Origin of the sequence: Maridesulfovibrio salexigens DSM 2638 (assembly GCF_000023445.1) — a bacterium.
In the GTDB taxonomy this organism is placed as follows: domain Bacteria; phylum Desulfobacterota; class Desulfovibrionia; order Desulfovibrionales; family Desulfovibrionaceae; genus Maridesulfovibrio; species Maridesulfovibrio salexigens.
Map to the genome: position 1 here is coordinate 3,689,148 of NC_012881.1, position 26,959 is coordinate 3,716,106.

The 26,959-nt window shown below is 45.8% G+C and carries 19 protein-coding genes and 1 tRNA gene; 10 read left to right on the forward strand and 10 right to left on the reverse strand.

All coding sequences use genetic code 11. The features are described 5' to 3' along the window. Positions 1–2: 2 nt before the first annotated feature. Positions 3–1,511, reverse strand: coding sequence for a sodium-dependent transporter (locus tag DESAL_RS16865; protein ID WP_015853177.1), 1,509 nt, complete (start codon positions 1,509–1,511; stop codon positions 3–5). Positions 1,512–2,029: 518 nt separating this feature from the next. Between DESAL_RS16865 and DESAL_RS16870 the strand changes: the two genes are divergently transcribed. The 3 genes from DESAL_RS16870 to DESAL_RS16880 all read left to right on the forward strand — a co-directional run bounded on the left by DESAL_RS16870 (position 2,030) and on the right by DESAL_RS16880 (position 7,435). Beyond that, the gene (locus tag DESAL_RS16870) at positions 2,030–3,601 is read left to right on the forward strand and encodes a response regulator (RefSeq protein ID WP_015853178.1); all 1,572 of its coding nucleotides are present in this window, start codon (positions 2,030–2,032) and stop codon (positions 3,599–3,601) included. Between the two features lie 2 nt (positions 3,602–3,603). After that, positions 3,604–5,547, forward strand: coding sequence for a cache domain-containing protein (locus DESAL_RS19895; RefSeq protein ID WP_015853179.1), 1,944 nt, complete (start codon positions 3,604–3,606; stop codon positions 5,545–5,547). Positions 5,548–5,830: 283 nt separating this feature from the next. Beyond that, a complete protein-coding gene (locus tag DESAL_RS16880; protein ID WP_015853180.1) occupies positions 5,831–7,435 on the forward strand; it encodes a SulP family inorganic anion transporter in 1,605 nt (534 codons plus the stop codon). Between the two features lie 103 nt (positions 7,436–7,538). On the opposite strand, the gene ablB is transcribed toward DESAL_RS16880, so the two are convergent. The 7 genes from ablB to DESAL_RS16915 all read right to left on the reverse strand — a co-directional run bounded on the left by ablB (position 7,539) and on the right by DESAL_RS16915 (position 13,689). Then, on the reverse strand, positions 7,539–8,378 hold the full coding sequence (ablB, locus tag DESAL_RS16885) for a putative beta-lysine N-acetyltransferase (RefSeq protein ID WP_015853181.1): 840 nt from the start codon (positions 8,376–8,378) through the stop codon (positions 7,539–7,541). Further along, positions 8,368–9,681 carry a lysine 2,3-aminomutase gene (kamA, locus tag DESAL_RS16890; RefSeq protein ID WP_015853182.1) on the reverse strand — a complete coding sequence of 438 codons (1,314 nt, stop codon included), beginning with the start codon at positions 9,679–9,681 and terminating at the stop codon, positions 8,368–8,370. The genes ablB and kamA overlap by 11 nt, the downstream gene beginning before the upstream one ends. 14 nt (positions 9,682–9,695) lie before the next feature. Then, complete coding sequence (locus tag DESAL_RS16895) at positions 9,696–10,427, reverse strand: amino acid ABC transporter ATP-binding protein (RefSeq protein WP_015853183.1); 732 nt, start codon at positions 10,425–10,427, stop codon at positions 9,696–9,698. 9 nt (positions 10,428–10,436) lie between these two features. Next, positions 10,437–11,093 carry an amino acid ABC transporter permease gene (locus DESAL_RS16900; protein WP_015853184.1) on the reverse strand — a complete coding sequence of 219 codons (657 nt, stop codon included), beginning with the start codon at positions 11,091–11,093 and terminating at the stop codon, positions 10,437–10,439. Between the two features lie 53 nt (positions 11,094–11,146). Beyond that, entirely contained in the window at positions 11,147–11,932 is a 786-nt protein-coding gene (locus DESAL_RS16905; protein ID WP_015853185.1) for an ABC transporter substrate-binding protein, read from the reverse strand. 323 nt (positions 11,933–12,255) lie between these two features. Beyond that, a complete protein-coding gene (locus DESAL_RS19900; protein ID WP_015853186.1) occupies positions 12,256–13,473 on the reverse strand; it encodes a PAS domain S-box protein in 1,218 nt (405 codons plus the stop codon). A 129-nt stretch (positions 13,474–13,602) separates the two neighbouring features. Next, a tRNA-Leu gene (locus DESAL_RS16915) sits at positions 13,603–13,689 on the reverse strand. A gap of 199 nt (positions 13,690–13,888) precedes the next feature. Between DESAL_RS16915 and DESAL_RS16920 the strand changes: the two genes are divergently transcribed. The 4 genes from DESAL_RS16920 (at position 13,889) to DESAL_RS16935 (ending at position 18,298) form a co-directional block, all read left to right on the forward strand. Further along, on the forward strand, positions 13,889–14,572 hold the full coding sequence (locus DESAL_RS16920; protein WP_015853187.1) for a DUF554 domain-containing protein: 684 nt from the start codon (positions 13,889–13,891) through the stop codon (positions 14,570–14,572). A 72-nt stretch (positions 14,573–14,644) separates the two neighbouring features. Further along, entirely contained in the window at positions 14,645–16,843 is a 2,199-nt protein-coding gene (locus DESAL_RS16925; protein WP_015853188.1) for a SpoIIE family protein phosphatase, read from the forward strand. Beyond that, positions 16,840–17,697 (forward strand): hypothetical protein, encoded by an 858-nt coding sequence (locus DESAL_RS16930; RefSeq protein WP_015853189.1) that lies wholly within the window; start codon positions 16,840–16,842, stop codon positions 17,695–17,697. The genes DESAL_RS16925 and DESAL_RS16930 overlap by 4 nt, the downstream gene beginning before the upstream one ends. A gap of 1 nt (position 17,698) precedes the next feature. Further along, the gene (locus tag DESAL_RS16935) at positions 17,699–18,298 is read left to right on the forward strand and encodes an LOG family protein (protein ID WP_015853190.1); all 600 of its coding nucleotides are present in this window, start codon (positions 17,699–17,701) and stop codon (positions 18,296–18,298) included. Between the two features lie 33 nt (positions 18,299–18,331). Here the strand turns inward: DESAL_RS16935 and DESAL_RS16940 are convergent, their stop codons facing one another. Both DESAL_RS16940 and DESAL_RS16945 read right to left on the reverse strand, forming a co-directional pair. Then, entirely contained in the window at positions 18,332–19,627 is a 1,296-nt protein-coding gene (locus DESAL_RS16940) for an HD-GYP domain-containing protein (protein ID WP_015853191.1), read from the reverse strand. A gap of 23 nt (positions 19,628–19,650) precedes the next feature. Beyond that, the gene (locus tag DESAL_RS16945) at positions 19,651–20,802 is read right to left on the reverse strand and encodes an HD domain-containing phosphohydrolase (RefSeq protein ID WP_015853192.1); all 1,152 of its coding nucleotides are present in this window, start codon (positions 20,800–20,802) and stop codon (positions 19,651–19,653) included. Between the two features lie 240 nt (positions 20,803–21,042). Between DESAL_RS16945 and rocD the strand changes: the two genes are divergently transcribed. From rocD to DESAL_RS16960, 3 genes are read left to right on the forward strand one after another with little or no spacing between them, the layout of a single operon-like run. Next, positions 21,043–22,242 (forward strand): ornithine--oxo-acid transaminase, encoded by a 1,200-nt coding sequence (rocD, locus tag DESAL_RS16950; RefSeq protein ID WP_015853193.1) that lies wholly within the window; start codon positions 21,043–21,045, stop codon positions 22,240–22,242. Positions 22,243–22,298: 56 nt separating this feature from the next. After that, positions 22,299–26,426, forward strand: coding sequence for a hybrid sensor histidine kinase/response regulator (locus DESAL_RS16955; RefSeq protein ID WP_015853194.1), 4,128 nt, complete (start codon positions 22,299–22,301; stop codon positions 26,424–26,426). After that, positions 26,427–26,936, forward strand: a complete 510-nt coding sequence (locus tag DESAL_RS16960) for a hypothetical protein (RefSeq protein ID WP_015853195.1) — start codon at positions 26,427–26,429, stop codon at positions 26,934–26,936. Positions 26,937–26,959 lie beyond the last annotated feature (23 nt).

The following is a 26,959-nucleotide window of genomic DNA, read 5'->3' on the forward strand; positions in this document are numbered from 1 at the left end:
ACCTACCTCCTTTTCAAAAAGTTTCTGTTGATGCCGGTAACATTGATGAATCCACCTTCATTGCGGGCACAAAGCAGACCGAAGATCAGGCAAAGAACAAGCGGAGCCCAACCAAACGCTACGGTAGCAGTAGTAGAGTAACCGCCATAGTTTTTGGAAAGATCACCAATGAAGTTTGAAACCAGCATAAAACCGAGCATTGCGGGAATAACAAAACGCAGGCTGTTCATCCAGAGAGAACCTACTTTGATCTCGGAAGTAAGGTTAACGTGGTTGCGCAGATCATCAAGCTTGCAGAACCAGGCCACAAAAATGATCTCAATGAATCCGCCCATGAGGATACCGAAGTTATTGATGAAGTGGTCAACGATATCAAGCAGAAGCAGTCCGCCGCCGGTAGTAAAGGCGATGCTGACCACAAAACCGAGTCCGCAGAAAACAGTCGCCGCAACCTTACGGGAAACATTGATCTTGTCGATAAGTGCGGAAACTACAACCTCTGCAAGAGAGATCATAGAAGAAAGGCCCGCAACAGTAAGCGCGAGGAAGAACAGGGTCCCGAAAAACGCGGGAGCAGGCATCAGGTTGATAGCGGTAGGCAGAGTGATGAAGGCAAGGCCTACACCGGAACCTGCAACTTCACTAACCGGAACGCCCTGCTGATGAGCCATGTAACCGAGCACGCTGAAAATCATGATTCCGGAGATGATGCTGAAACCACAGTTGATGAATACGGTCATGCAGGCATTGTTGTTAATGTCGGAATCCTTGGACAGATAACTGGAATAGGAAATCATGATCGCAAACCCGATGGACAGGCTGTAAAAGATCTGACCGAAAGCATCAGCCCAGACTTTACCGTCCATAATGGCGTTGAAATCGGGCTTGAAGAGCCATTCCAGACCATCAACAGCACCAGGAAGCATCAGCCCTCTGCCGATAAAAATAAACACGAGCAGGAAAAGCAGAGGCATAAAGATCTTGCTGATCCGTTCAATACCACTCTTAACACCGGTAAAAACGGCCACGAAAGTCATCAGCCATGCAGCAGCTGTGGCGTAAAGAATTGAAGTCTGCACACCGCCCATATTCATGGGAGAATCGGTCAAGCCAAGGAATTCGCCAAAAAAGAAATCCTTGGGTGAGGCTGTCCAGCCTTGATTAAAGGCGAGCAGGAAATAGTTAATGGCCCAAGCCACGACTACGACATAGTAAGTAGTAATGATGAAAGAGACCATAACCTGCCACCAGCCGAGCCATTCCCATTTTTTGGAAATGGAGGAAAAAACCTTGGGAGCAGAGCCCTTGAATTTCTGGCCCAGACCAAATTCAAGAATCATGAAAGGCATACCTGCGGCAAGCATGGCCACAAAATATGGAATTAGGAATGCGCCGCCGCCGTTTTCATAAACCATGTACGGAAAACGCCAGATGTTTCCCAATCCAATTGCGGACCCCACTGCGGCCATGATGAAGCCGGTACGTGAGCCCCATGTTTCTCTTTTTTGCATGTTGCTGTAACTCCTTGAAACAATGCCGATTCCACAACAGCTACGCGGAACCAGCATAAATAAAAATGAACATGAGCTACCCGGACAGGTAGCCCTTCCTATAGAATACAGGGCTAATAGAATATAAGTGACCTTTCAGCCGGTCCTCCCGGAGAGCTGGACACTGCGGCACAGACGTTTCAACGTTGTTAACGGGGAAAAGGAATGTTTGAGACAGGCTGATGGGAGCTGTAGCCCTTTGGGGCGGTTTAATAATCCAGATAATCACGGCGGTCAACCGCAAGAACTCCACTTTTTACAATTTGCGACATTTTTTCTCTTGCAAGCAATGAATATCGAAAAAAACTTACCCATTTTTTAAAATATATCCACACGTGCAAGCAAAAATGAATGACCAAATAACACCTCTTCACACTACAATGAAATGCATTTTGCTTACATAATTCTAACTGCTGTGCTAGACTGATAATACCAACAGAAACAGGAACGAAAGACCCATTTTATCTTAAGGAGGTATCATGGGGAAGGACGACTTATTATTCAGCGACAGTGACGATCTCTTTTTGGAAGACGAAGTAGAAAACGAAGCCCCCTACGACCAGACCCTATGGAAAATATTGATAGTAGATGATGAAATAGAAGTTCACAACACAACACGGCTTGTCCTGAGCGACTTTAAATTCGAAGGTGTTGGACTAGAATTTCTATCAGCCTATTCAGGAAAGGAAGCTCTGGAGATACTGCGGGAACACACAGATATCGCCGTTGTTTTATTAGACGTAGTTATGGAGACACCACATGCCGGGCTGGACTGCGCAGAGGCGATCAGGAACGACTTAAAAAACAAGAATATCCGCATCGTACTCAGGACCGGCCAACCGGGACAGGCACCGGAGCGCAAGGTAATTGTTGAATATGACATCAATGACTACAAGCACAAAACAGAATTAACAACTCAACGGTTGTTTAGCACCGTCTATACAGCGATACGCTCATACAGGGATTTATCAGCATTAGATAAGCAGCGAATCGGATTAAGATACATAATAGATGCCTCCGCCGATTTTTTTCAACAGCACTCCATCGGCACATTGGCAAAAGGCGTGCTGACGCAGATAGAAGCAATGTTCAGCATGCACAACTCCCTATATGTCCATTCAAAGAAAAACTTTGCAGCCGCCCTCAGCAATGGGACCACTAAGGCGTGGAGCGTCCTTACAGGGACTGGAAAATATGGAGAGGACAACTCAGACCCTCAGATCAGCGAAAAGATCCTCATGCTATTAAATGAAGCTGTAAAATCCAAGAAGAGTTCTTTCGTAGGTGAAGATTTCATTGGTTACTTCCCTACTCAGTCAGATAAACATCACGTTATATATCTTGAAAATTGCAGAAATCAAAACATTGAAGAAATCAATGATCTACTAACTGTCTTCACCAATAATGTAGGCATTGCATTGGATAATGCATATTTAAATGAAGAGATACAAAAGACACAGACAGAAGTAATTTATAGATTAGGTGAAGTCATTGAAACCAGATCTAAAGAAACTGCCTACCATGTAGAACGGGTAGCAGAATACAGCTACATAATCGGAATAGCATCAGGAATGTCTGAAATAGATGCCAAAAGATTAAAGCAGGCTTCGCCTATGCACGATATTGGAAAGGTAGGAATTTCAGATAGTATTCTTTTAAAGCCTGATAAACTTACTGCTGAAGAGTTTGAAATAATGAAGACTCATACTACAATTGGGTACAAACTCTTTAAATCATCCGAAAGAAAATTATTAAAGGTAGCAGCCAATATTGCTCATACACACCACGAGCATTGGGACGGAAACGGATACCCGCGAGGAATCAAGGGAGAGGAAATTCCCATCGAAGGACGCATAACAAACATAGTTGATGTATTCGATGCCCTTTGCAGTGAGCGAATATACAAAAAGGCATGGTCAGCCGAAGACGCTTTGCAATTTCTTATTAAAGAAAAGGGGAAAACATTCGACCCCAAACTTGTCGATATTTTCGAAGAACAGTTTGATAATATTCTAAAAGTAAAAGAAAAGTACTCCGCCACACAGGAATAGCTATGTTTACCTTCAAAAAGATAGCAAAATCAGCTGACTCGCTATGGGTCAAAATAACTCTGCCCATAGTAACTTCAGTCATATTGTTCTTGGGTGTTGTTGTCTTCGTACAATTACCAGAAACATACAATGCTTTATTGAATAAACGAAAAGAAGCACTGCGGGATGCCACAGACATCGCATGGAACACACTTAATTTTTACAATGAAAAACAATTAAACGGCGAAATATCTAAACAGGAAGCTCAGGAATATGCGATCAAAAGCATCTCTCAAATTAGGTTTGGAGCATCCGGTAAGGATTATTTTTGGATAATGGACTACCACCCGAACATGATAATGCACCCATATATTCCAGAACTTAATGGACGAGATATGAGGGATCATCAAGATGCCAAGGGCAAAAAATTCTTTATTGACATGATCTCCGAAACTAAAAAGACAGGATCTGCATACATCCCTTATTATTGGCAATGGCAGGATGATAAAAATAAAATATATGCAAAAATTTCATATGTGAAACGTTTCAAACCATGGAAATGGATTATTGGAACGGGTGCTTACATCAATGACATTGACGAAGACGCAATTCAACAAACCCAAAAAATGTTTCTTGCCACACTGGGAGTACTCAGCATTATCTCCATACTCTCATTTCTATCTATCAAGAGGTCCGTTCAGGCTTCAGCGATAATTTCTAAAAACGAAGCAACCCTGCGGGAAATCTTTCAGCAATCTAAAGAATTAATGATAATTTTAGATCTGAACGGCTCGATCCTGCAAGCCAACAAAGCTGTGCTTGATATGTCTCAATTTTCAAACCATCAGATCCTAAACTGTAAACTTGAAGATGTCTTTCCTGACATTGACCTAGAATCAACTGAAGCCATTAAAAAGGCTGTTAATAACGCCAGCACGGGTTCAAGCTCCAGCTTCGATATGAAGCTCATTGCAGGAAACAAGAAAAGCACATACCTGAAAGTAACGATCACTCCTATTAACGATGATGAAGGAAAACCCATATTTATTTTTGCAAACGGAATAAATCTTACGGATATCAACATTGCATTCGAACAACTTGAAGAGTTGAACGCGAATCTTGAAGCCCGTGTAGCTGAAAGAACCAACGAATTAGAATTATCCCTTGAAAACTTGCAAAACACTCAAGACCAGCTCGTTCAGTCAGAAAAAATGGCCGCACTTGGCGGACTTGTTGCCGGAGTCGCTCATGAAATTAACACCCCGCTGGGATTAGGGGTAACAAATGCCACCTTCCTGCAAGAACAGGCTGCAAAGATAAAAACAGCCTACGAAGAAGGGAAATTCACCAAAGGCGAATTTGAAGTTTTTCTGGACAATTGCGAAGAAGCGACGCGTTCGATGCTGGTTAATCTTAGAAGAGGCGCCGACATAATTCGCAGCTTCAAGCAGGTTGCTGTGGACCAAACCAATGAATCCTTGCGGACCATCACCCTCAGTGAATATCTTGATGAAGTGATGCTCAGCTTGAAACCAAGCTATAAAAACAGTGGACACATCGTAAAAACAGAATGTCCCGAGGATATCATCATCACCACATATCCCGGACTCCTGATGCAGATAATTTCTAATCTGACAATGAATTCACTGATCCATGCTTTCAGCGACATAGATTCCGGTCACATCACCATCAAGGTATCGAAAGAAAATGAGAAAATTAAACTTGTTTATTCAGACGATGGTGTAGGACTTACACAAGAGCAGCAGGCAAAAATATATGATCCCTTCTTTACTTCCAAACAAGCAGCCGGAGGAACAGGTTTGGGCATGCACATCGTATATAACATCGTGACGCAAAAATTATGCGGTTCCATACATTTGGAATCATCTCCCGGCCAAGGGGTATGCTTCACTATCACTATTCCTGAACACAATGACAACGCAGTATGCAATAGCGCCACGGCCTAAATAAACATACGGATTATTTATTAAGGAACATCGATTTGCCTGCATATTTTAATTTACGATAATTGTTGACTCCGCTGCAATTATCGTAAATAAGTGTCAGCTTTTGCAAAACAGACATACTTATCCGGTTTTCATTCTCGTTCAATATAACTCACAGAGAACATAGACATTAAATCAAAAGCTGACCGGACGTCAGCCTTGAATTTATATTTGCAGTAGGGACCGCCTGCGGTCTCTACTTTTTTGTTTTTTACAATTCCAAACCGCTTTAAAAGGATTTTTCGTGAATTCAAACAATTCAATTGTTTCCCCCTCCAACGGCAGTGCCCGTGCTGACATTTTCTCCGGACTTACTGTAGCTCTCGCCCTTGTTCCTGAAGCTGTCGCTTTCTCATTTGTCGCAGGCGTACCGCCCATGGTCGGACTGTACGGCGCATTTCTCATGTGCCTTATCACAGCCGTTCTCGGCGGCAGACCCGGCATGATATCCGGCGCAACCGGAGCCATGGCTGTGGTCATGGTCAGTCTGGTTATGGAAGGTAACGCGCTGGGCGGACCCGGTTCATATGCAGGGCTGCAATACCTGTTTTTCACACTGCTTTTAGTCGGTGTGTTCCAAATGCTGGCCGGTTTCTTCCGTCTTGGGAAATTCATCCGCATGGTCCCGCGCTCAGTCATGATGGGATTCGTCAACGGACTGGCAATTGTAATTTTTCTTTCCCAGCTGAACATGTTCAAATCAGAAGGAACATGGATGCAGGGCCAACCGCTCTGGCTGATGATCGGCCTTGTGGCCTTGACCATGGCAATCCTGACCATCGTGCCCAAACTTCATAAAAAAGCCCCCGGAGCACTGATCGCCATTATTGCGGTTTCCATCTTTGTTGCTGCCATGCAGATAGAAACCCAAACAGTACTCTCATTCATCCAGTCCAACGGCGGAACCGGCATTAAAGGCGGCCTGCCTTCCTTTGCCATCCCTCAAGTACCATTTACTTGGGACACCCTTGTCTTTGTAACTCCCTATGCCTTGATTTTAGCCGCTATCGGCCTGATCGAAACCCTGATGACTTTGTCACTGGTTGACGAACTTACTGAAACACGCGGCAGCGGTAACCGCGAATGCCTCGCTCAAGGTTTAGGAAATTTCGTTAATGGATTATTCGGCGGCATGGGCGGATGTGCCATGATCGGCCAAAGTATGATCAACATCTCCTCCGGTGGACGCGGAAGACTTTCAGGAATTGTCGCAGCCAGTGCCCTTCTTTTTTTCATCATGTTCACTTCACAATATATTGAACAGATCCCCATTGCCGCCCTTGTCGGTGTTATGCTCATCGTAGTCATCAAGACCTTTGCATGGAGCACCTTTAACATCATGAACAAGGTCCCCAAATGGGATGTCATCGTCATCGTGCTGGTAACTGTCCTGACCGTTAAATATGATCTGGCCATTGCCGTAATCTGCGGCGTTATCATCTCAGCGGTTATCTTTGCATGGGAAAACGCCCTGCGTATCCGCGCCCGCAAGATGGTCGATGAGCAAGGCATTAAGCATTACCAGATCTACGGTCCGCTCTTCTTTGCCTCCACCACTCTCTTCCTGAGCAAATTTGATGTGCAGGACGACCCGGACAAAGTGATCATTGATTTCGAAGATTCCCGGATCATGGACCAGTCCGCCATTGAAGCGATTAACAAAATTGCCTCCATGTATGAACGGGCCGGAAAGAAAGTCTATCTGGTCCATCTCAGTCAGGATTGCGTTCGCTTAATCAAACGGGCCGAAAAAATCTGCGTGGTCAACATCCTCGAAGATCCCAGCTATTTTGTCGGCATCGACAACTATCATCAATATATTGAGAATCTGGAATTTGAAGCGTTGTAGGCTTGAAGATTATTTGTATAGAAACGAAAAGGGGCAGCCGTTAGGCTGCCCCTTTTTATTAGATCATTTTGTAAGGAGTCATGATAAGGAATAATCCAGGTCACTATTCCTCAACAACCTTATACCAAATATTCATGGACTCAAGACGCCCGCTGATATTGGTATTATTTTTTAGCTGTCCCGAAAACTTATATTCTCCCTTGGAAAACAGAGAATTAATCCCGTACGAACAGGCTCTGGCAATGGTGAACAGGCACTTGATACCGGACTCGGTGCAATCTTTTTCGAGAGCGCGCAACAGAGCACCGGCAATTCCCATCTTGCGGTAGTCCGGGTTAACAGCGAAATCTGTCATCTCCGCACTGTTTCCATCAGATGCAACTTCAGCAGAGGCTGCACCTACCAGCTTTGAGTCTTCGTAAACGCCCATGAACCTCACCCCGTCTTCCATTTCCTGACGAATGAAGTCAGGGTCAGTGATAGGGAACGGGTAAGTTTTGAATGTTTGACCGTAAAGATGCGCGAGCGCGTGCGCATCTTCCGGTCCAAGCCTGCGCATTTGCAGACTGCTCGGCAGGGTTGAGACATTACCCTTGCCTTTTTTGCTTTCAGCAACAGCAAGAACACGATCAAGCTCTTCCTTGTCACTCTGCTCCTTACGCCAAAGGTAGCGATAGAAGCTCAGAAAAACACCGTCATCACCGTCAAACATGTCCGGCACTTCTGCCTCTTTCTCAAAGCCGCAGGACAAAAAATGAAGCGCCTGCGATTCAGGAACCTTGGCGAATATTTTCGAAAGGTCCTCAGCCACGGCCATGTTGATAATTTCATCAACAATCGCAGGACCGTCTTCTGCTGCTAGAGACATCAGATAGATGCGGTCATTATAAGCCCCCATCTGTATGGTGCTGTTCCCTACAGTCAGAATAGAATCATGCAACATGCGAATTACGCTCCGCCCTTTCGTTATCTTCAGGAGTCAAACTGAGGGTATCGTCCCAGTCGGAAATAAGCTTTTCAATACCGATAGCTTTTTCTTCGGCATCTTCTTCCTTAAGCTGGAGATTACAATCAGCGCAATTCCGGTCACAGGTATTACACTCGTAGGAATCCGGTTCAGTATAGGTGGTGATTACCCCTTCGTAATTTCGCAGCACAACCTTATTGGTGGCCCATGAAACAATATAGTTGGGCATGACCGGAATCTTACCGCCACCGCCCGGAGCATCCACAACATAAGTCGGCACGGCGAAGCCGCTGGTATGTCCGCGTAAACTTTCAAGGATCTCAATCCCCTTACCTACGGGAGTACGGAAATGACTTAAGCCTTCGGAAAGGTCACACTGGTAAAGATAGTAAGGACGAACCCTGTTCTTAACCAGCTTCTGGTTCAGTGTCTTGATCAAGCGCGGGCAATCGTTGACCCCTGCCAGCAATACACTCTGGTTACCCAGCGGTATTCCGGCATCAGCAAGTTTTGCGATGGCCCTGCGCGAAGAATCAGTCACTTCCCTTGGATGGTTGAAGTGAGTGTTGATCCAGAGCGGATGATGCTTCTTAAGCATATTCACCAGATCATCGGTGATGCGATAAGGCAGGACAACCGGCATACGGGTTCCGATTCGGACAACCTCGACATGCTCAATTTCACCGATCTTGGTCAGAATCCAGTCCAGTTTTTCATCTGAAAGCATGAACGGATCACCACCGGAAAGCAGCACGTCACGCACCTGCGGAGTGTTGCGGATATATTCAATTCCCTTTTCCAACTGGCTAGTGGACGGGATAGAATCCTGATCACCGACTTTACGTTTGCGAGTACAATGCCTGCAATACATAGAACAAAGGTTGCTGATGTGGAAAAGCACACGGTCCGGGTAACGATGGGTAATTCCGGGAACCGGGCTGTCTTCATCCTCGTGCAACGGATCAGTCATATCGCAACGCTCTATCTTCAGCTCTTCAGGGCTTGGAAAGGATTGCAGAAAAACGGGATCATTTTCGTAATCTTCCTCATCAATGAGTGAAAGATAGTAAGGGGTAATAGCCAACGGAAATTTCCGCAGGGTCATCTCATGTTTTTTACGTTCAGAATCACTGAATTTGATGCCTAAAACTTTTTCAAAGCCGGAGACAGTCCTGATTGTGTTGCGGACGTGCCACTTCCAGTCAGTCCAGTCAGACCTCGAAGAATCGTCATCAATCACACCAGCCAATGCTTCCTGTCGCTCTGTGTAAACAGTCATAATATCCTGTATTTTTATAATATTTGAGAGAGAAACTCCTGAGTCCGCTGCTCTGCCGGAGCAGAAAACAAACGTGAGGGGCTATCCTGTTCCAGAATTACACCCTGATCCATAAAGGCAACGGAATCAGCTACCTCATTTGCAAAATTCATTTCGTGGGTAACAACCATCATGGTCATGCCGTCGTCAGCAAGGTCACGCATAACTGTGAGCACCTCACCGACCAGTTCCGGATCAAGGGCAGAAGTAGGTTCATCAAAAAGCATTACTTCCGGCTTCATTGCCAAGGCGCGGGCAATGGCGACCCTCTGTTTCTGACCGCCGGATAATGTTTCCGGGTAAGCATCAGCTTTTTCGGCCATGCCTACTTTATCCAGAAAAGACATGCCCAGCTCCGCAGCTTCTTTTTTGGGCATCTTCCTGACCTGAGTTGGCCCTTCAGTCACATTGCCCAATACGCTCATATGCGGGAAAAGATTAAAATGCTGAAAGACCATCCCAACCCGGCTGCGCATGGAATTGATTTCCTTTTCATCACTCGGGACCTTGTCACCATTGATGCTGATTTTACCCTTGGTGTATGTTTCAAGGCGGTTTACGCAGCGCAGCAAAGTGGATTTTCCGGAACCACTGGCCCCGATAACTACAACCACGTCGGAGTTACCCACATTCAGATCAACTCCCTTGAGCACGTGGTTGGTGTCGAACCATTTGTGAACACCTTCTATGCTAATAGTATCCTGCATAACTTCTCCTTAAGCCCTGCTTGTATCGAGCTTTCTTTCAATCGCATGAAAAAGGAATGTAAAAGCTCCGGTATAGATAAGGTAAAAGACCCCGGCTATTGTCAGCATTTCCATCATCATAAAATTGGAAGAGGCCAATTGCTGTGATTTAAGCAGCAGTTCATTAATAGTGATCGTGCTGGCAAGGGATGAATCCTTCAAAGCAATGATGAACTGGTTGCCCAGGGACGGGATCGCACGCTTAAATGCCTGCGGCAAAACGATCCTGACCATTGCCCGGGGATAACTCATCCCGATACTTCGCGCGGCTTCCATCTGCCCGGGGGAGATGGATGCAATGGCGCCCCTGAAAATCTCGGCAATATAGGCACCGTTATGAATTCCCAAAGCCAGAACAGCAGCCGGAAGAGCGGAAAGCCCTACAAGGCTTCGCATTCCGAAATAAATGAAGAGCAACTGCAACAACAACGGAGTTCCGCGGATTATGTAAATGTACGCGTGAGCCGGGAGATTGAATATCCGCTTATCGGAAATGCGCATGAATACCGTAACTAGGCCGAGAACAAGCCCGAGAAGAATACCAAGCACGGTAATTTCAAGGGTCATCCATGCTGCCGGGAGAAAATACGGAATATACTCCGGCAGACTTGCAAAATCGAAATACATCTTTATTCCTTTTTTCAAAAAAGTAAGGAGGCTGTCCGCCCCCTTACTATTCTCTATTTCTTGGTAATATCTACCTTAAGCCACTTCTTACTCAGCTTGGTAAGGGTACCGTCGTCGTGCATCTGTTTAAGAATCTTGTTCACCTCATCCGTAAGAGTTTTATCTTCTTTGCGGAAAGCAACTGCGATATCTTCCTTGCGTAACGGGGAACCAAGCGGTTTAATCTTAAACTTTCCGCTATTCATGGCATTAACACCCACAACACGGTCAGTGATGACACCATCAATTACCCCGCTGGATAATTCGGTAAGAGTATGAGTATCGTCTTTGTACAGACGGATATCAGACACACCCAGATTTTTGGCATCCTGCTCAAAAGTGGTTCCGGTAACCAGTCCGACGGCCTTAGATTTCAGTTCATCAGCGGACTTGAAAGGAGAGTCTGTACGGACAAACATCTGAGCACCGGAATAGTAATACGGGGTAGAGAAATCCACGACCTTCTTACGTTGCTCAGTTGCTGCCATACTACCGAGGATACCGCTGTAAATACCGGACCGCAGCCCTTCGATAATGCCACTCCATTCAGTGGTGACGGGCTTCAGTTTCACACCCAGCCTTTTAGCGACTTCTTTAGCAACATCCACATCAAATCCGACCAGCTCATTTTGCTTGTTAAAATAATTAAACGGGGGATAGCCGCCGCTCATGGCAAAGCTCACTTCCCCGGCTTCTTTGACCTTGGCAAGGCCGGTCTTTTCCTGTTTAGCGCAACCGACAAAAGACACAGTGATCAACAGCGTGAACACCGCAAGGTATAAGGCAGTAAAACGTCTCATGTTTTCTCCTAAATATGTGTACTATTTTTAAGGATACACACTCTTATATATCATTATATAAGGTGGTGAAGCAGATTTTCGAATCTCACTGCGATGCACATATGAAAACCCGAGAAACATAAACAATGCAACAAAAGAAAATGCAATAGTTACAATTGCATGTCTTAAATTGTCGTTTGCTATATCTTTAGGTCTCATTTGCGTGCAGATAGGTAAAAAACTAAATTGAACAACCTTGTCGCTGTTCAGAACAATACAGACTTAGCTTCTACCCACAAGGCGATTTATTGGGTATTTATTGGGTATAGTATATACCCAATATTTTATGATCCGATCTGATGCTTGAGATATGAAATCAAAGAGACTCTCTTACCCTGTAGACCAAGTTTGCGGCGAATATTTTTGCGGTGGGTGCGGACAGTGTCGGCTGTGATTGAAAGGAGCTCACCAATACGTTCAGTACTTTTTCCTGCTTCAATATATCGGCATATTTCAACTTCACGGGGAGTGAGCTTGAGCAGCAATTCTTCAAATTGGTCCCCGGTTTCCCCTGCCAGAGCGGAGAGACGTTCTTTAATAAATCTTCCAAAACTTCTACGCATCTGCGGAACGGGCTCTTTAATCATGCGGTCCAAGGCCGGAAGAATCTGTTCACGAACCTGTAGTGCAAAATCCTCATGCATATCTTTTTTTTCTTCTTCTACAGATTCAATAACAGTACGCAAAGCCACGTTCATACCATCGACTTGCTCACGCGTCTCTTCCAGACCTGTTTCAAGACGCTGGATATCGGTCATATCCCTCAATCCGACATGAAACACGGTACCGGACTGAAGCCGAACCTTATGCATAGTAAGCTCAACCGGGATTTCTTTTCCCGTGCAATTTCTAGCAGTAAGCAATTCATCAAACGGGACAGGAATGTCAGTAGTGCAGGTTTCAAAATGCCTGCGGACAACTTTAGATGATTCAGCACTAAAAATATTTAGGCAACTATTTCCGGATAGAGTGCAGCTGCGCCCGAAAAGTCTTTCTGCAGCGGGATTGGAAGAAAGAATACGAAAAGCTGAATCAGCCAGAAAAGTCGGATCCTGAGCAGCCTCAAAGAGAGCATTAAACAGGGCAACACTGTCAGCAAGAGCGGCGATATTATCCTCAATTCGCTCCTCGTACGACTCATGGAGTTCTACAAAGGGCGCGTTATTGGTAACAACGGCAACATACCCTTCCGAACAATACGGTCCGGCAAGGGGAATTAAACGCAGTGAATAACTTCCCCCATCCTCCCCGTATGGGATTTCATGCACTCCCGCCACAGGATAAGCTGCAATAAATTCATCAATACCGGAAGCTTCAACTCCCAAAATATCCCAAAGCTGTCTCCCCTTCAAAGGACACCCAAAGAATTCAACAACACGGGCACTTGCTGAGCAGATGCGCCCGCCGCCATCAGTAAAAAGGATAAAATCAGAAAATGATTCAAAAACTTCGGAAATAGGTTCAGGAAGACGGTCAAAATTATCGTCTGTATTTGAGCTCACGGAAAAATCCTGTGCTTAATGATTAATTCAATTAAAAACTGATCAATAACAGGCATTTTTAATGAATTCAAATCTGACCCAAACAAAAAAAGGACTTACAACCATAAAGCAGTAAGTCCTTGTATTATCTGGTACCGGGAGCGAGACTCGAACTCGCAAGGGCGTGAACCCGGCGGATTTTGAGTCCGCTGCGTCTACCAATTCCGCCATCCCGGCATGCGTGAGGGATTGTTAATATTAGATGACCTTACGACTGTCAAGAGCATTTAGCAAGATATGGATAGGAATACATATTTTCACTCAAAAAGTAATTATCTGAAGATTCAGCCATGATCATACTTTACTCTATTGTAAAGCAGGTAACTCAGTGCTATTTCTAACGTCCTTTCATTAATTTTCTACAAAAGAGTTTCCCATGATCCCAATAGGCTCACTGGTCAACGGTGCCGCCATCATCGGCGGTTCCATCATCGGTATTCTCCTGCACAGCAGATTTCCTGAACGCATCCGGGAGATCATTTTTCAGGCATTGGGCCTCGGCGTTTTACTTATCGGTATCCAGATGTCACTGAAAGTTGAGGATATACTTGTAGTTATTTTCAGCCTGATCATCGGCGGCATAGGTGGCGAACTGTTAAGGCTGGATACGCTTTTTGAACGCGGCGCCGGCTGGCTCAAGAAAAAAGTAGGTTCCAAGGATACCGGATTCATTGACGGAATGATCACCGCCTCCCTGATCTTCTGCATCGGAGCTATGGCTATTATCGGCTCCTTTGAAGAGGGAATCAACGGCGACACCACTATCCTGTTCACCAAAGCCATGCTTGACGGATTCGCCTCCATCGCTCTTGCTTCTTCATATGGAATCGGAGTGCTGTTCTCCTTTATCCCGGTCATCATCTACCAAAGCGCACTAACCCTTTTTGCGGGTTCTTTTCAGGATTGGTTCTCTCCGATGATCATTTCCCAGCTCACTGCAACCGGCGGGCTGCTCATTATCGGTATCAGCGTAACTCTACTTGATATCAAGCGCATCAACCTCGCCAACCTGCTGCCCTCTTTGGGAGTAGTCATCGCGCTTACCGCCATACTTAACTAAAATTCACAACAAGCGGATGTTTTAAACGTTTTCATCATTGAATATTGAATTTAGATAGGTTCTAATACTATTATGAAAATCCGCTGGAAAATGCTCATAATATTGCTGACCTTCTCCCTGACTCCTTTGTTCGTGCTAAAAACTCACGGACTTAATTCTTTAAAGGATCTGGGAGCAGATCTGCAGACTCAGACCCGCGTAACCCTTCTTGAGCGAGCCACCCACAACCTTGCTGATCAGGCTAAGGGGGCTGCGGTCATGATTGATATTGAAGGGCGACTCTATCAATCCACCCTGAAAAGCATTCAGGGAGAGGCAGAGCTGCGTCTAAATGACAATGACATTCCCCCACAGAAAAATAGTCCGTATATAACCACCAGACATAAGAGTTTTGATAAACCGGAACTGACCAATAGCCCGGCCTACAAAAAACGGGCACTGATGGGCAAAGGAACAAACCGCCGTGGCGACCACAACATGATGGCTGCCGTCCAACGCGGGGACTTTATTGACCTGCCCGTAACGCTAAACCACATATCCTTCTGGCTGGCAGGAAACCTTTCGCCTCAAGAAGCCAAAGCAGATATCAACAAAATAGCCCCTCTGCTGGACGATTTTAAATCATGCGCATCATCACTGAACAGCCTGATTCTCTGGCAGGAAATCATTCTTGAAAACGGTCTTGTTGCCACCTATCCGGGCCACGACTCCTTTCCACGCAAATACGACCCCAGAACTCACGCTTGGTACAAGGAAGTCAAAGAGCAGGGAGAAGTAAGCTGGACCCTCCCATCCACGGATGCTGCAACAAAAACCCTCTGCAACAGGCTTACGGCTCCTCTTTATGGAAATGACGGTCAATTTATAGGAGTCGCATCACTGGTTATTCCCATCGGGGAAAGCCTGAACAAAGCACTTGTCTCAACTGACACGAAAAAAGCAAAAGTGATGCTGGTCACCACTCTTCATCGAGATGATAGCCACAAAAATTCACTGCTGGTGCTTGGTAAGATAGGTGATGAGCAAATTGAGGAAGATTTCCGTCCAATGCATGGATATTTCTGGCAGGCTCCACCTGAAAAGGAATGGCTGACCGAAGACAATCCTGAATTCAAAACCCTGATTAAGGACGTTACAGATAAGAATTCAGGGGTTCTGCACATGAACGACAATGGAGTCCCGTCCTTGTGGACATACAGTCCAGTTAACAATTCTGTATCCATTCTGATCATTATCCCGGTCCATGAATTTACCGCCGAAGCAGACGAAGCTGAACAATACGTCCGGGAAAGCATTGCCAATCAGTTGGAAGGGACATCTTTGATTGCATTAGCGGTCATTCTATCCATCGCTATCGTTGCGTATTTTGTTTCGCAGGGACTATCCAAACCCATCCACAAACTTTCTGAAGCAATGATAAAAGTAGGTGAAGGGGACTGGGACGCAAGGGCTGATTTTCACTCCAAGGATGAACTGGGAGACCTTGCTCAGAATTTTAACTATATGGTCCCGCAACTGCGTGAGCATTCCAGAATCCGTCAGGCCCTCAGCCTTGCTGATGAAGCCCAGCAATCACTTTTCCCCAAGTCACCACCGGATATTGAAAATGTTGATATCGGTGCACGATGCACCTTCTCCGAACAGACCGGGGGTGATTACTACGACTTTGTCGGTTGTGCCACGTGCGGCCCAAAAACATTCGCCACCGTTATCGGGGATGTCTCCGGACACGGCGTCAGCGCAGCCCTGCTTATGACCAGTGCCAGAGCCTACATTCGAGCCCTCTCAGGACGCGGTAAAACACTTGTGGAAGCTGCAACAGAAGTTAACCGCCTTATAACCAAGGACTGTGCCCAGACAGGCCATTTCATGACTATGTTCATGGCTATCTGCAATGCGGATGAAAGGACAGTAAACTGGATCAGAGCCGGGCATGACCCCGGGATGGTCTATTCTCCCGAGACTGATACCTTTGATCAACTTCTGGGAGAAGGATTGGCTCTTGGTGTTGATGAAGGTTATCCCTACCGTGAATACCTGACCCAAATGAATCAGGGGCAGATTCTAGTACTTTACACAGACGGTATCTGGGAAGCACACAGCCCCGCAGGAAACCAGTTCGGCAAGGACAGGATGAAACAGGTTATCCGGGATAATTGCCATAAATCATCACAGGAAATATCCGACATCATACTTCTTGAAGTAGAGAACCACCGTAAAGGACTCCCGCTTGAAGATGACTGCACAATTATCGTGGTTAAATTTTTATGAAATACTCAATTTACGAACTCGCAACATACGCATTCGATCCCCTGCATGCATTCTGGAAAAATGAAAGGACCGAAAAAGCGGTTGCCGGAATCCTGATCGGCTGTTTTCTTGCCGCTCTGCTGGGCATTGAACTTGGCAGGCAGGGCCTGCTGCCCGCAGCAATTGCCGCCAAAACCCCGACCAGCCACTATGCAGCGGTAGGCATTGCCTTCACCCTTGTTCTGGTGCTGGAGGTGATAAGCTTTATTTTTGTGCTGCCCTGCTCTTTCTCCAAGTCCGTGGGCAAGCAGCTGGAGATTCTCTGCCTGATCCTCATGCGCAATTCCTTCAAGGAACTGGTTAATTTCCCGGAGCCGATCACTTTCACCGGTAACATGACTCCCATTTACCAGATTCTTTCTGACGGAGCCGGAGCCTTTGTGGTCTTTGTGCTTCTGGGCATATATTATCGAGTCCAGAAATCTGGGCCGAGCTTAAAACCGGCATCAAAATTCAGCTACGTTGCCAGCAAAAAACTGGTTGCCCTTTTACTGCTTGGCCTTTTCATGGGACTGGGCATATACGTGTTTTACTGCTCAGCCAAAGGACTCCACCACTTTGATTTTTTCAGCACTTTTTACACCATCCTGATTTTCAGTGACATCCTGCTGGTGCTCATTTCGCAGCGTTTTCTGCCGGCATTTCAGGCTGTTTTCAGGAATTCAGGCTTTGCGCTGGTCACGCTGCTGATCAGACTTGCGCTTGCTGCCCCGCCCTTCTACAATGCAGCCCTCGGGGTTGCCTCGGCCGGATTCGCGGTCCTATTAACCCTCGCTTATAACTCATTTTATCTAAACAAAAAAAAGGAATCCTGAAGTGAAAAGCATCTGCATATTCCTCGGAGCCAATCCCGGCAACGATCCTAAATATCCACAAGCGGCCCGCAACATGGGCCGGGAACTGGCTCAACGCGGCCTTACCACAGTCTACGGCGGCTCACGCACCGGACTGATGGGCATTCTTGCCGAAAGCGCACTGGAAGCTGGCGGTAAAGTTATCGGGGTAATCCCGGAAAGCCTCTATAAAATTGAAATTGCCCACACCGACCTTACTGAACTGCATGTTGCCGACTCCATGCATGAACGCAAAGCACTCATGGCCGAACTCTCCGACGGTTTTATTGCCATGCCCGGAGGAATCGGGACCATGGACGAAATATTCGAGATATTCACATGGGCTCAGCTCGGATTTCATTCCAAACCTTGTGGCCTGCTCAATGTGGACGGATACTACGATAAACTGCTCAGTTTTCTGGACGGGGTGGTTGAAGAAGGATTCTTGAAAGACATGCACCGGGAGAAACTGCTTACCGCAGAAACTCCGGACCTGCTCATTGAGTCATTCGCTACATATGAACCGCCCAGCGGATCAAAGTGGGTGGAAAAAGTGGACGTCACCCAGCGCAAACAACAATAAGAAAAATCCCCTGCAAATCTTTGCAGGGGATTTTTACTTCTTGTTTCGCTTTGGAAAGTCAGGATCTACAAAATAAATCATTCTACTTCGCGGCGACAGGTAATCAAAGACTTCAGGTGCAAGTTTAGCCGGATTAATAGAATTAGTAATCGAGTATTCGGACTCCTCTTCCAAATCGAGAATAAGTGCTTCTTTCTTCGGTATTTCCGGATCGTATATGACGATACTGGGCAGCAAAGGCTTTGCAAGATTTACGGATATCACCATTCCGACCATTTCATCATTGAGCACCACTACGGTTCCCGGAGGATAAATGCCCATACATTGTATAAAAGCAGACAAGTAATCCGGTTCAAAATAAGTGGCTCTCTTGGAAAACATATACGACAAAGCCTGATAAGGAGTCAGTGATGCTGACGGATCATGCTTGTTTATGAGACAGTCATAGAAATCAGCAATGGCCAGAATTTTGGTCAACTTTCCGATTTCCCCTCTTTCCACCCCTCTGGGATACCCACCGCCGCAGCAACGTTCATGATGCGCATACACTATTTCCATTGCTTCTGGGGGATAATCCTCGCAGCCAGAAAGTATATCCACGCCATAAAATGGATGTTTGCGCAGAACTTCCGCTTCAAACTTAGTAAGCTTTCCCTTTTTATGTAAAATCTTCTTTTCAATCTTGGCCTTGCCTATATCGTGAAAAAGACCTCCAATCGCAAGTATGCGCATTTCATCTTCATCCAACTCTATAGTTCTGCCCAGAATCAAAGATAATACCGTAACGTTCATTGAATGGTAGTATACCGTATCACTCTTATCTGTCTGTAAATTCAGGACATGCATAAGAGCTTCCGAATCACTCAAAAAATATCGGCTTAAAGTCTTGGAAAAAGTATTTGCCTCTTCATAAAACTGCATGTTCCCTCTGGTGATTGAAGACATGAGATCTTCGACCTGACGAACAGACAAAGTATATTTCTGCTCCGCGCGAACAACAGACTCTTTCTTTTCCTTCAGCTTTTCCATCCGGGCTTTCTTTTCTTTGAACAAAGCATCTGGAGCTGAAGCCAACTGAGAACTGGCAGGACGCTGAACAGACTTCTTTTTGGTGGCCTGCAAGGGTGTAACCAAACTTTTATCCGGGATGACGATAACTTTCTCAACCCCTAAAGAATGCAAGGTTTCAATCGTCTCAAAATCCTTTATTCGGAAACTGCTGGTCAAAAATGGATGTCGATACCACGGCACGCCCACGAGTTTTATATGAACTCCGGGCCTCAACCGATCTACATCGACCATATGTTCACCATTTCTAAGCCTTGTCATATCAACCTACCACTCAATGAGAATCAGAAGACATTCCTTTCCCTTATGGAAATCTTCTTTGTTATATCTATTATATTCTCAGCGTTCCTATGAATATAGTCTATTATTTTAGAATCAAGCACCTGCCTCTTTGATAAGAACTTCATTTTCTTGCCTTTCACAATTCCATAAACATCTTCGGCCAGTTCCATTCCTTCGGCAAGCCCCAAGGGATAAACTTCACGGACATGATATCGCGCTTCTGCTCCCAAAAGATTCCCAAGCTCTTTGATGACTTTGGGATCATATCGTTTGCCCCGTAAGTTCATCATGGCCAAGGCTTCTCCTGCACCTCGTCCTCCTGCCTTCAGCCTGTCAAAATCCGATACAACCTTTAAGATTCTTGACCCGATAGGAATCTCATCATTAAAAAAACCACCATCTTCTCCATCATCCATATAATGAGATTCCTGCAAAGAAAGCTTTGTGCACACATCTTCGAAATATGGAAGCTTCGATAAGATCTTAGCCGAATATTCCGTATGCTGGGTATAAATACTATAGTCAACACTACCGAAAACATCACCTGTCTCAATCATTTCCAACAGACGGTCAGGTAAAAAAATAAATCCGATTGAGGATAACACCGCGGCAACTTCGGTGCTCCAGGAATCAGGATCTCCAAGTTTCCTGCTTAAGGACTTAACTAACGGCAAGATACGTGCTGTCCTGCTATTCAAACCGGGATTATGCATTGCAGCGATATCACTGACCATCCGAATAACCCCGCGAGTCATTTTGCTGGACATGTGATTTTCAACATTAGATAAACGATGATACTCCAACGCATCCCGCAAGGACTTTTTCAAAATCTTGAGTGAACACGGTTTTGTCAGGATTCTGAAAACACCACACTCATTTACCGCATCGATTGCCATAGCAAGATCCGCATTACCACTAAGAAGAATCCTGACAGAAGAAGGAGAAACATCCTTAGCTCTGGTCAAAAATTCAACTCCGTCCATTTCAGGCATCTGATAATCAGAAACAATAACATGGAAGGGACCATCTGCTTTTAAAGCCTCCAAAGCGTCACCTCCGGAAGAACAACAGGATATTTGAAGTCTTTCGGTCGATATTCTTGAAAATAGCAAATGGATAGCTACATCATCATCAACAAAAAGAATTTTATACATTTTTTCCTCCAGACCGACCCTGCAAAAACGCCAGTCGTTAATAGCTCCAGCATAAGCCTAATTAGAATATAAAATAACTCATTCCACGAAGAAAATAACTATTTTTTTATTATTAATTATCCAAAAGTTACGAATTAAATTCTGCCAAATGAGCCAAAATATATTATAAATCAAAAAGAAGGCTGACAAAAACAGGAGGGTCTTATATAGAAAGATAAAGCCAAAAATGGAGGGAACACAATGAAACAGTCCGACTACATTGAACTTGAAGACAGATTTGGCGCTCAGAACTACAAGCCTCTCGATGTTGTAATAGAAAAAGGAGAAGGAGTCTGGGTTTGGGATGTTGACGGGAACAAATATATGGACTGCCTCTCTGCATACTCAGCTGTGAATCAGGGCCATTGCCATCCACGCATAAAAAAGGCCATGCAGGACCAGCTTGACAAATTAACCCTGACCTCAAGAGCTTTCCGCAACGACCAGTTGGGACTTTTCTACCAAGAGCTCTGCTCCCTGACCAACTCCCACAAAGTGCTGCCCATGAATAGTGGAGCCGAAGCTGTAGAAACAGCAATCAAGGCAGTACGGAAATGGGGTTACATGGTAAAAGGAGTACCGGAAGATCGTGCCGAAATCATTGTCTGTGCAGACAATTTTCATGGTCGTACCATCTCCATTGTAGGTTTTTCCACCGACCCGGTTTCCCGCCGGGGATTCGGCCCCTTCACTCCGGGATTCAAAGTCATTCCCTTCGGTGATCATAAAGCTCTAGAAAACGCGATCACACCAGACACAGTAGGCTTTCTCGTTGAACCCATTCAAGGCGAAGCCGGCGTTATCATTCCCCCGGAAGGGTATCTGAAAAAAGTACGGGAAATATGCACTGCCAATAACATCAACCTAATCCTCGATGAAATCCAGACCGGACTTGGCCGGACAGGTAAACTGCTGGCTGAAGAACATGAAGGGATTGAAGCTGACATCACACTAATCGGCAAAGCCCTTTCCGGCGGCTTTTATCCGGTCTCGGCAGTTCTTTCCAATACCGAGGTTCTGGGAGTTCTCAGACCCGGTGAACACGGCTCAACTTTCGGTGGAAATCCGCTGGCTTGCGCCGTGGCAAGGGAAGCCCTGAAAGTTCTTCAAGAAGAAGACCTGATTCGCAATGCCGAAGAAATGGGTGCAAAATTTCTTGCTGGACTCAAATCCATCAACAACAGCAAAATCAGGGAAGTTCGTGGCCGGGGATTGCTGCTGGCCGTTGAGTTTAAACTTGATGCCGGCGGAGCAAGACAGTACTGCGAAAAGCTCAAAGAAAACGGGCTGCTCTGCAAGGAAACCCATGACAATATCATCAGGTTTGCACCTCCTCTGGTGATTACCACTGAGCAGGTGGACTGGGCTCTTGAACGCATCAAACCTATTCTTTCTACTTAAATAAACGGCAATTGACACCCGGTTTTCAACTTTTGCAACAGCACAGGATTTAGCGCATGTCATTGAGAAACAGATTTGCGACCATTTTCAACGGAACACTTATATTCTTCCTTATTTCTATAACACCGTCATTCGCTTATCAGGAAGAGTTAAGGTTTGACCGCCTTTCGTTAAACGAAGGACTGTCGCAATCGTCCATTCTGTGCATGCTGCAAGACTCACGTGGTTTTCTGTGGTTCGGAACATACGACGGCTTAAACCGTTACGATGGCAGAAACGTCAAAGTATATAAAAGCGGCACAAAGAGCGGAATGCTGTCAGATGGTAACATCCGGGCACTCTACGAAGATAAAGCCGGGGTATTGTGGGTCGGCACGAAAGGTGGTGGGTTAAACCGCTATGACCGGCTGACTGACAGCTTCAAAAGCTACCAGCCGATAGCAGAAAAGACTGATTCTCTCTCCGGTACAAATGTCAGTGCAATATTTGAAGACTCAAAAGGCCGTTTATGGATTGGTACTCATTCCGGAGTGAATCTGTTTAACCGCAATACAGAAACATTCACCAGATTTCAGCAGTCAGAACATACCGGAAGTCTCAGCCATAACGAGATCAGGTCCATATACGAAGATCTTGATGGGAATATATGGATAGGAACGGCTATAGGGCTGAACCTCTTCGAGAGTGAACAGAAAAAATTCAAAACATACAAAAATACTCCGGGCGATAAAAGCAGTCTGGGAGACAACACAGTGCTGTGCTTTTACCAACAGAATAAAAATGAACTGTGGGTAGGCACCAAAAAGGGAATCTCGATTCTTGATACGCAGCAGGACAAATTCAAGACCCTGTTTCGATCCCTTGAAATAAACGACATTTATCAAGACCGTTCCGGCAATCTCTGGCTCGGGACCCTTGAAGGGTTGGGCAAAAGAGATCCGTCAACTGCATCAGCCAGCCCGGAAAAAATGAAATTCGATTTCTTCAAAAACAACCAGCTTGACCACCAAAGCCTGAGCAGCAACAAGGTGACCAAGGTGCTTGAAGACAACTCCGGGGTCATCTGGGTCGGCACCTATACTGACGGGCTGAGCAAACTTCCACCAAAGATGCAGGCTTTCGGTATACTGAGCCGCCAACCTTGGAAAAAAAGCACTCTCTCAGGGCTTGAGGTCAGTGCAATACTTGAAGACCGGGAAGGACTGCTCTGGATTGGAACCTATAAAAACGGTCTTAACACCTATGATCCACAAACCGGTGAAATCAAAGCTTACAGCACGAAATCAGCATCTTCTTGGAAGCTTTCAGGCAACAGGATTAACTGCATTTTTCAAGACAGCTCCGGCCTTATCTGGGTTGGAACCCGTAAAAAGGGTGTATTCGTAATTGATAAGAATAAAGGAATAGTACAAAAGTACAAATGGGATAAGAAGAACCCCAACTCCCTCAGCCAGAACAATATCTGGTGGATATATGAAGGCAGCATGGGCTACATCTGGATAGGAACCAGCAAAAAAGGACTCAATCGCCTTGACCGCAAGACCGGTGAGTTCAAACGCTATGATCATTCCGATTCCGATCCGACCAGCCTCGGACACAAAAGAGTCCGTAATATCTTCGAGGACAGCAACAACAACTTCTGGGTCTGCACCAATGCCGGTCTAAACCTGATGGACCGCAGAGAAGGAACCTTTAAACATTATCAACATGAACCGGGGAATCCGCAATCACTCTCAAACAACCGGGTCACACCTGTTGCCGAGGCTGCTGACGGCTCGCTCTGGCTGGGTACAGATTCCGGTCTGAACAGATTTGATCCGCAAACCGGCATATTCACCCGCTATACAGAAGCAAACGGACTTGCCAATGACGGAATCCAAGGCCTCTGCATTGATGACAATGGGCATATCTGGGTCTCTACCTTCAAAGGGATATCCCGCCTTGATCCGGTCAACGGAAAGGTCTGGAACTTCGGTCCTTCAGACGGGCTGCAGGGAATTGAATTCTGGATTAATTCCTACAACAAAGGCCAAACCGGGAAGATATACTTCGGTGGATTGAAAGGGCTGAATATGTTCGATCCCCGTAACATTAAAATTAACCGTACTCCCCCTCCTCTGGTCATCACCGACCTTACAATAATGGGAGCTCCGGCAAATCTGAAAACTAACATCACTGAATCCAGTCAGGTAACCCTGTCATGGAAAGACGCCATGTTCAGCTTTCATTTCGCTGCCCTCGACTATCAAAACCCAAAACTGAACAAGTACCAATACAAGCTCGAAGGCTTCAATGATGAATGGATAGATTCCCCTGACGCAACAGCCACATTCACCAACTTTGATCAGGGTAACTATATATTCAGAATTCGGGGCTCTAACAGTGACGGCATATGGAATGATGATGGAGCCAGCTTAAAGCTGACCATTATTCCTCCGTTCTGGAAAACGTTATGGTTCAAAGGTCTTTTGGGAATCTTGGCCATCATCATGTTTTTCCTGATTGTACGCCAACGCACCCGGACCGTGGAAAAACAAAAAGAAACTCTGGCTAAAGAAGTCGAGAACAGAACGGCTGATCTTAATCAGGAAATTGAGGAGCATAAAAAAACAGAGAAAAGACTCGAACAGGCCATCTTGAGAACGGAAGAGGCCAACGAAGCTAAAAGCGCTTTCCTTGCCAGCATGAGTCATGAGATACGCACTCCCCTGAACTCTATTCTGGGGGTTGCCGATCTGCTTAAAAACACCGATCTCTCCGATGAGCAGGGAGAATACGTCAATATATTCGAGTCATCGGGAGAAATACTGCTCACCATCATCAACGATATTCTTGATTTTTCAAAAATTGAAGCAAATCACGTTAAGCTGGAAAACATCCCTGTTGACCTGCTGCAAGAGACTGAATCACTCATGCAACTTCAGGCCACAGCCGCTTCTTCACGCCATGTGGAACTGGTCATGCGCTACAAGCCAGACGTACCGGAGATCGTCCTTGGTGATTCCACCCGGATTCGCCAGATATTGCTCAATATCCTTGCCAACGCAGTTAAATTTACCAGCAGCGGCGAAGTTTCCATTGTTGTTTCACGGTCCCCGGAAAGCAATTCCACGGACAATATCACTTTCACAATTTCAGATACCGGAATCGGAATTGCCCCGGAAAAACTGGACTCCATTTTTGAGCCTTTTTCACAGGCAGACTCCTCAACCACCCGTAAGTACGGAGGGTCCGGTCTCGGACTTTCCATCAGCCGCAAACTGGCTGAACTTATGGGGGGAACAATTACCGCCAGCAGTACTCCCGGCAAGGGCAGCACCTTCATGGTCACCCTGCCTCTACCCAGAGCACCGCAGGCCACTACTGCTACGGAACCTAACCTTGAATATTCGGAAATTCTGGTTGCAATCCGCAACTCTGAAACTCTTGCATCGGTCTGCGAAACCATTAATTATTTCAATGGGACCGCAACCCCCTGCTCTACTGTAGAAAGTCTTAAAATTCTGCTTTCATCCCCGCAGGACGACAAATACAAACTACTGATTTACGATCTTTCCTTAAAAAACGCAGGAGGGCTGAACCTGCTCCGTTCATTGCAGGAAGATGGAATAAAACTTCCGCCGGTATTGATGCTCCAGCAAGGAGCGTGTTTTGACAAGAAACACCTTCAGCAAGGCATAGAAGGACGCGGTCAACAGCTTCCCACTTCGCGCAGACAACTTCTGCACAACATGATGGAACTGCTGGACCTTTCATGTGAACAGGAGCAGGCAAGTACAGCGCCTAAATCCCGGGAAATACCGCCTATAAAGATATTACTGACAGAAGATAATATTCCCAACCGGGACCTGATCCGACATTTTCTAAAGGACACTGATACAACTCTGGCCATGGCAGCAGACGGAGCGCAGGGACTCAAGCTGGCAACCAATGATAATTTTGATATCATCCTGCTGGATATGGAAATGCCGGTCATGGATGGGCCTGAATTTTTGGTTAAATTCAGGAGCTATGAAAAGGAAAACAACCTTCCGCCAACCGGAGTGATAGCGCTGACCGCACACGTTTCGGCTGAATACCGGGATAAATGCATCTCCGCCGGGGCAGACGAATTCCTGTCTAAGCCCATTAAGAGAGACACTTTATTGCAAACAATATTGAATATACACAACAGAACCAAATAAATGGAAAAACTTACCGCCAAACAAACCAAGTGGATTCGCGCCCTGCATATGCTCAGTGCCTGTCTCTGGGGCGGGGGCGCACTTTCGCTGGTCTTATTGCACTGCCTGTTTGTTCCATCTTCAGGTGAAGCCCTTTACGGGCGGGATATATGCCTTAAACTCGTGGATCAATATGTAGTAACAGCCGGCGCACTGGGCTGTCTGCTTACCGGATTCATCTTTGCGTGGAAAAGCTCTTGGGGATTTTTCAAATTCAAGTGGATTATCACCAAATGGATCGTCAATATCATCTTCATCCTCTTCGGATTCACCTGCTTCATGCCCTGGCTGGACCATATGAGCGAGCTTTCCGGAAATACCGGAGCGCTGGCACTGCAAACGCCGGAATACCTGCGCAGCCAATTACTGAATGAGATATCAGCATTCGCTGTCTTCGGCTGCCTGCTTTTTCTGATCTGGGTCTCGGTGTTCAAACCGTGGGGTAAAACTTCCTTTGGCACGCAAAAATAAATCCGGGGCTTCCCCGGATTTAT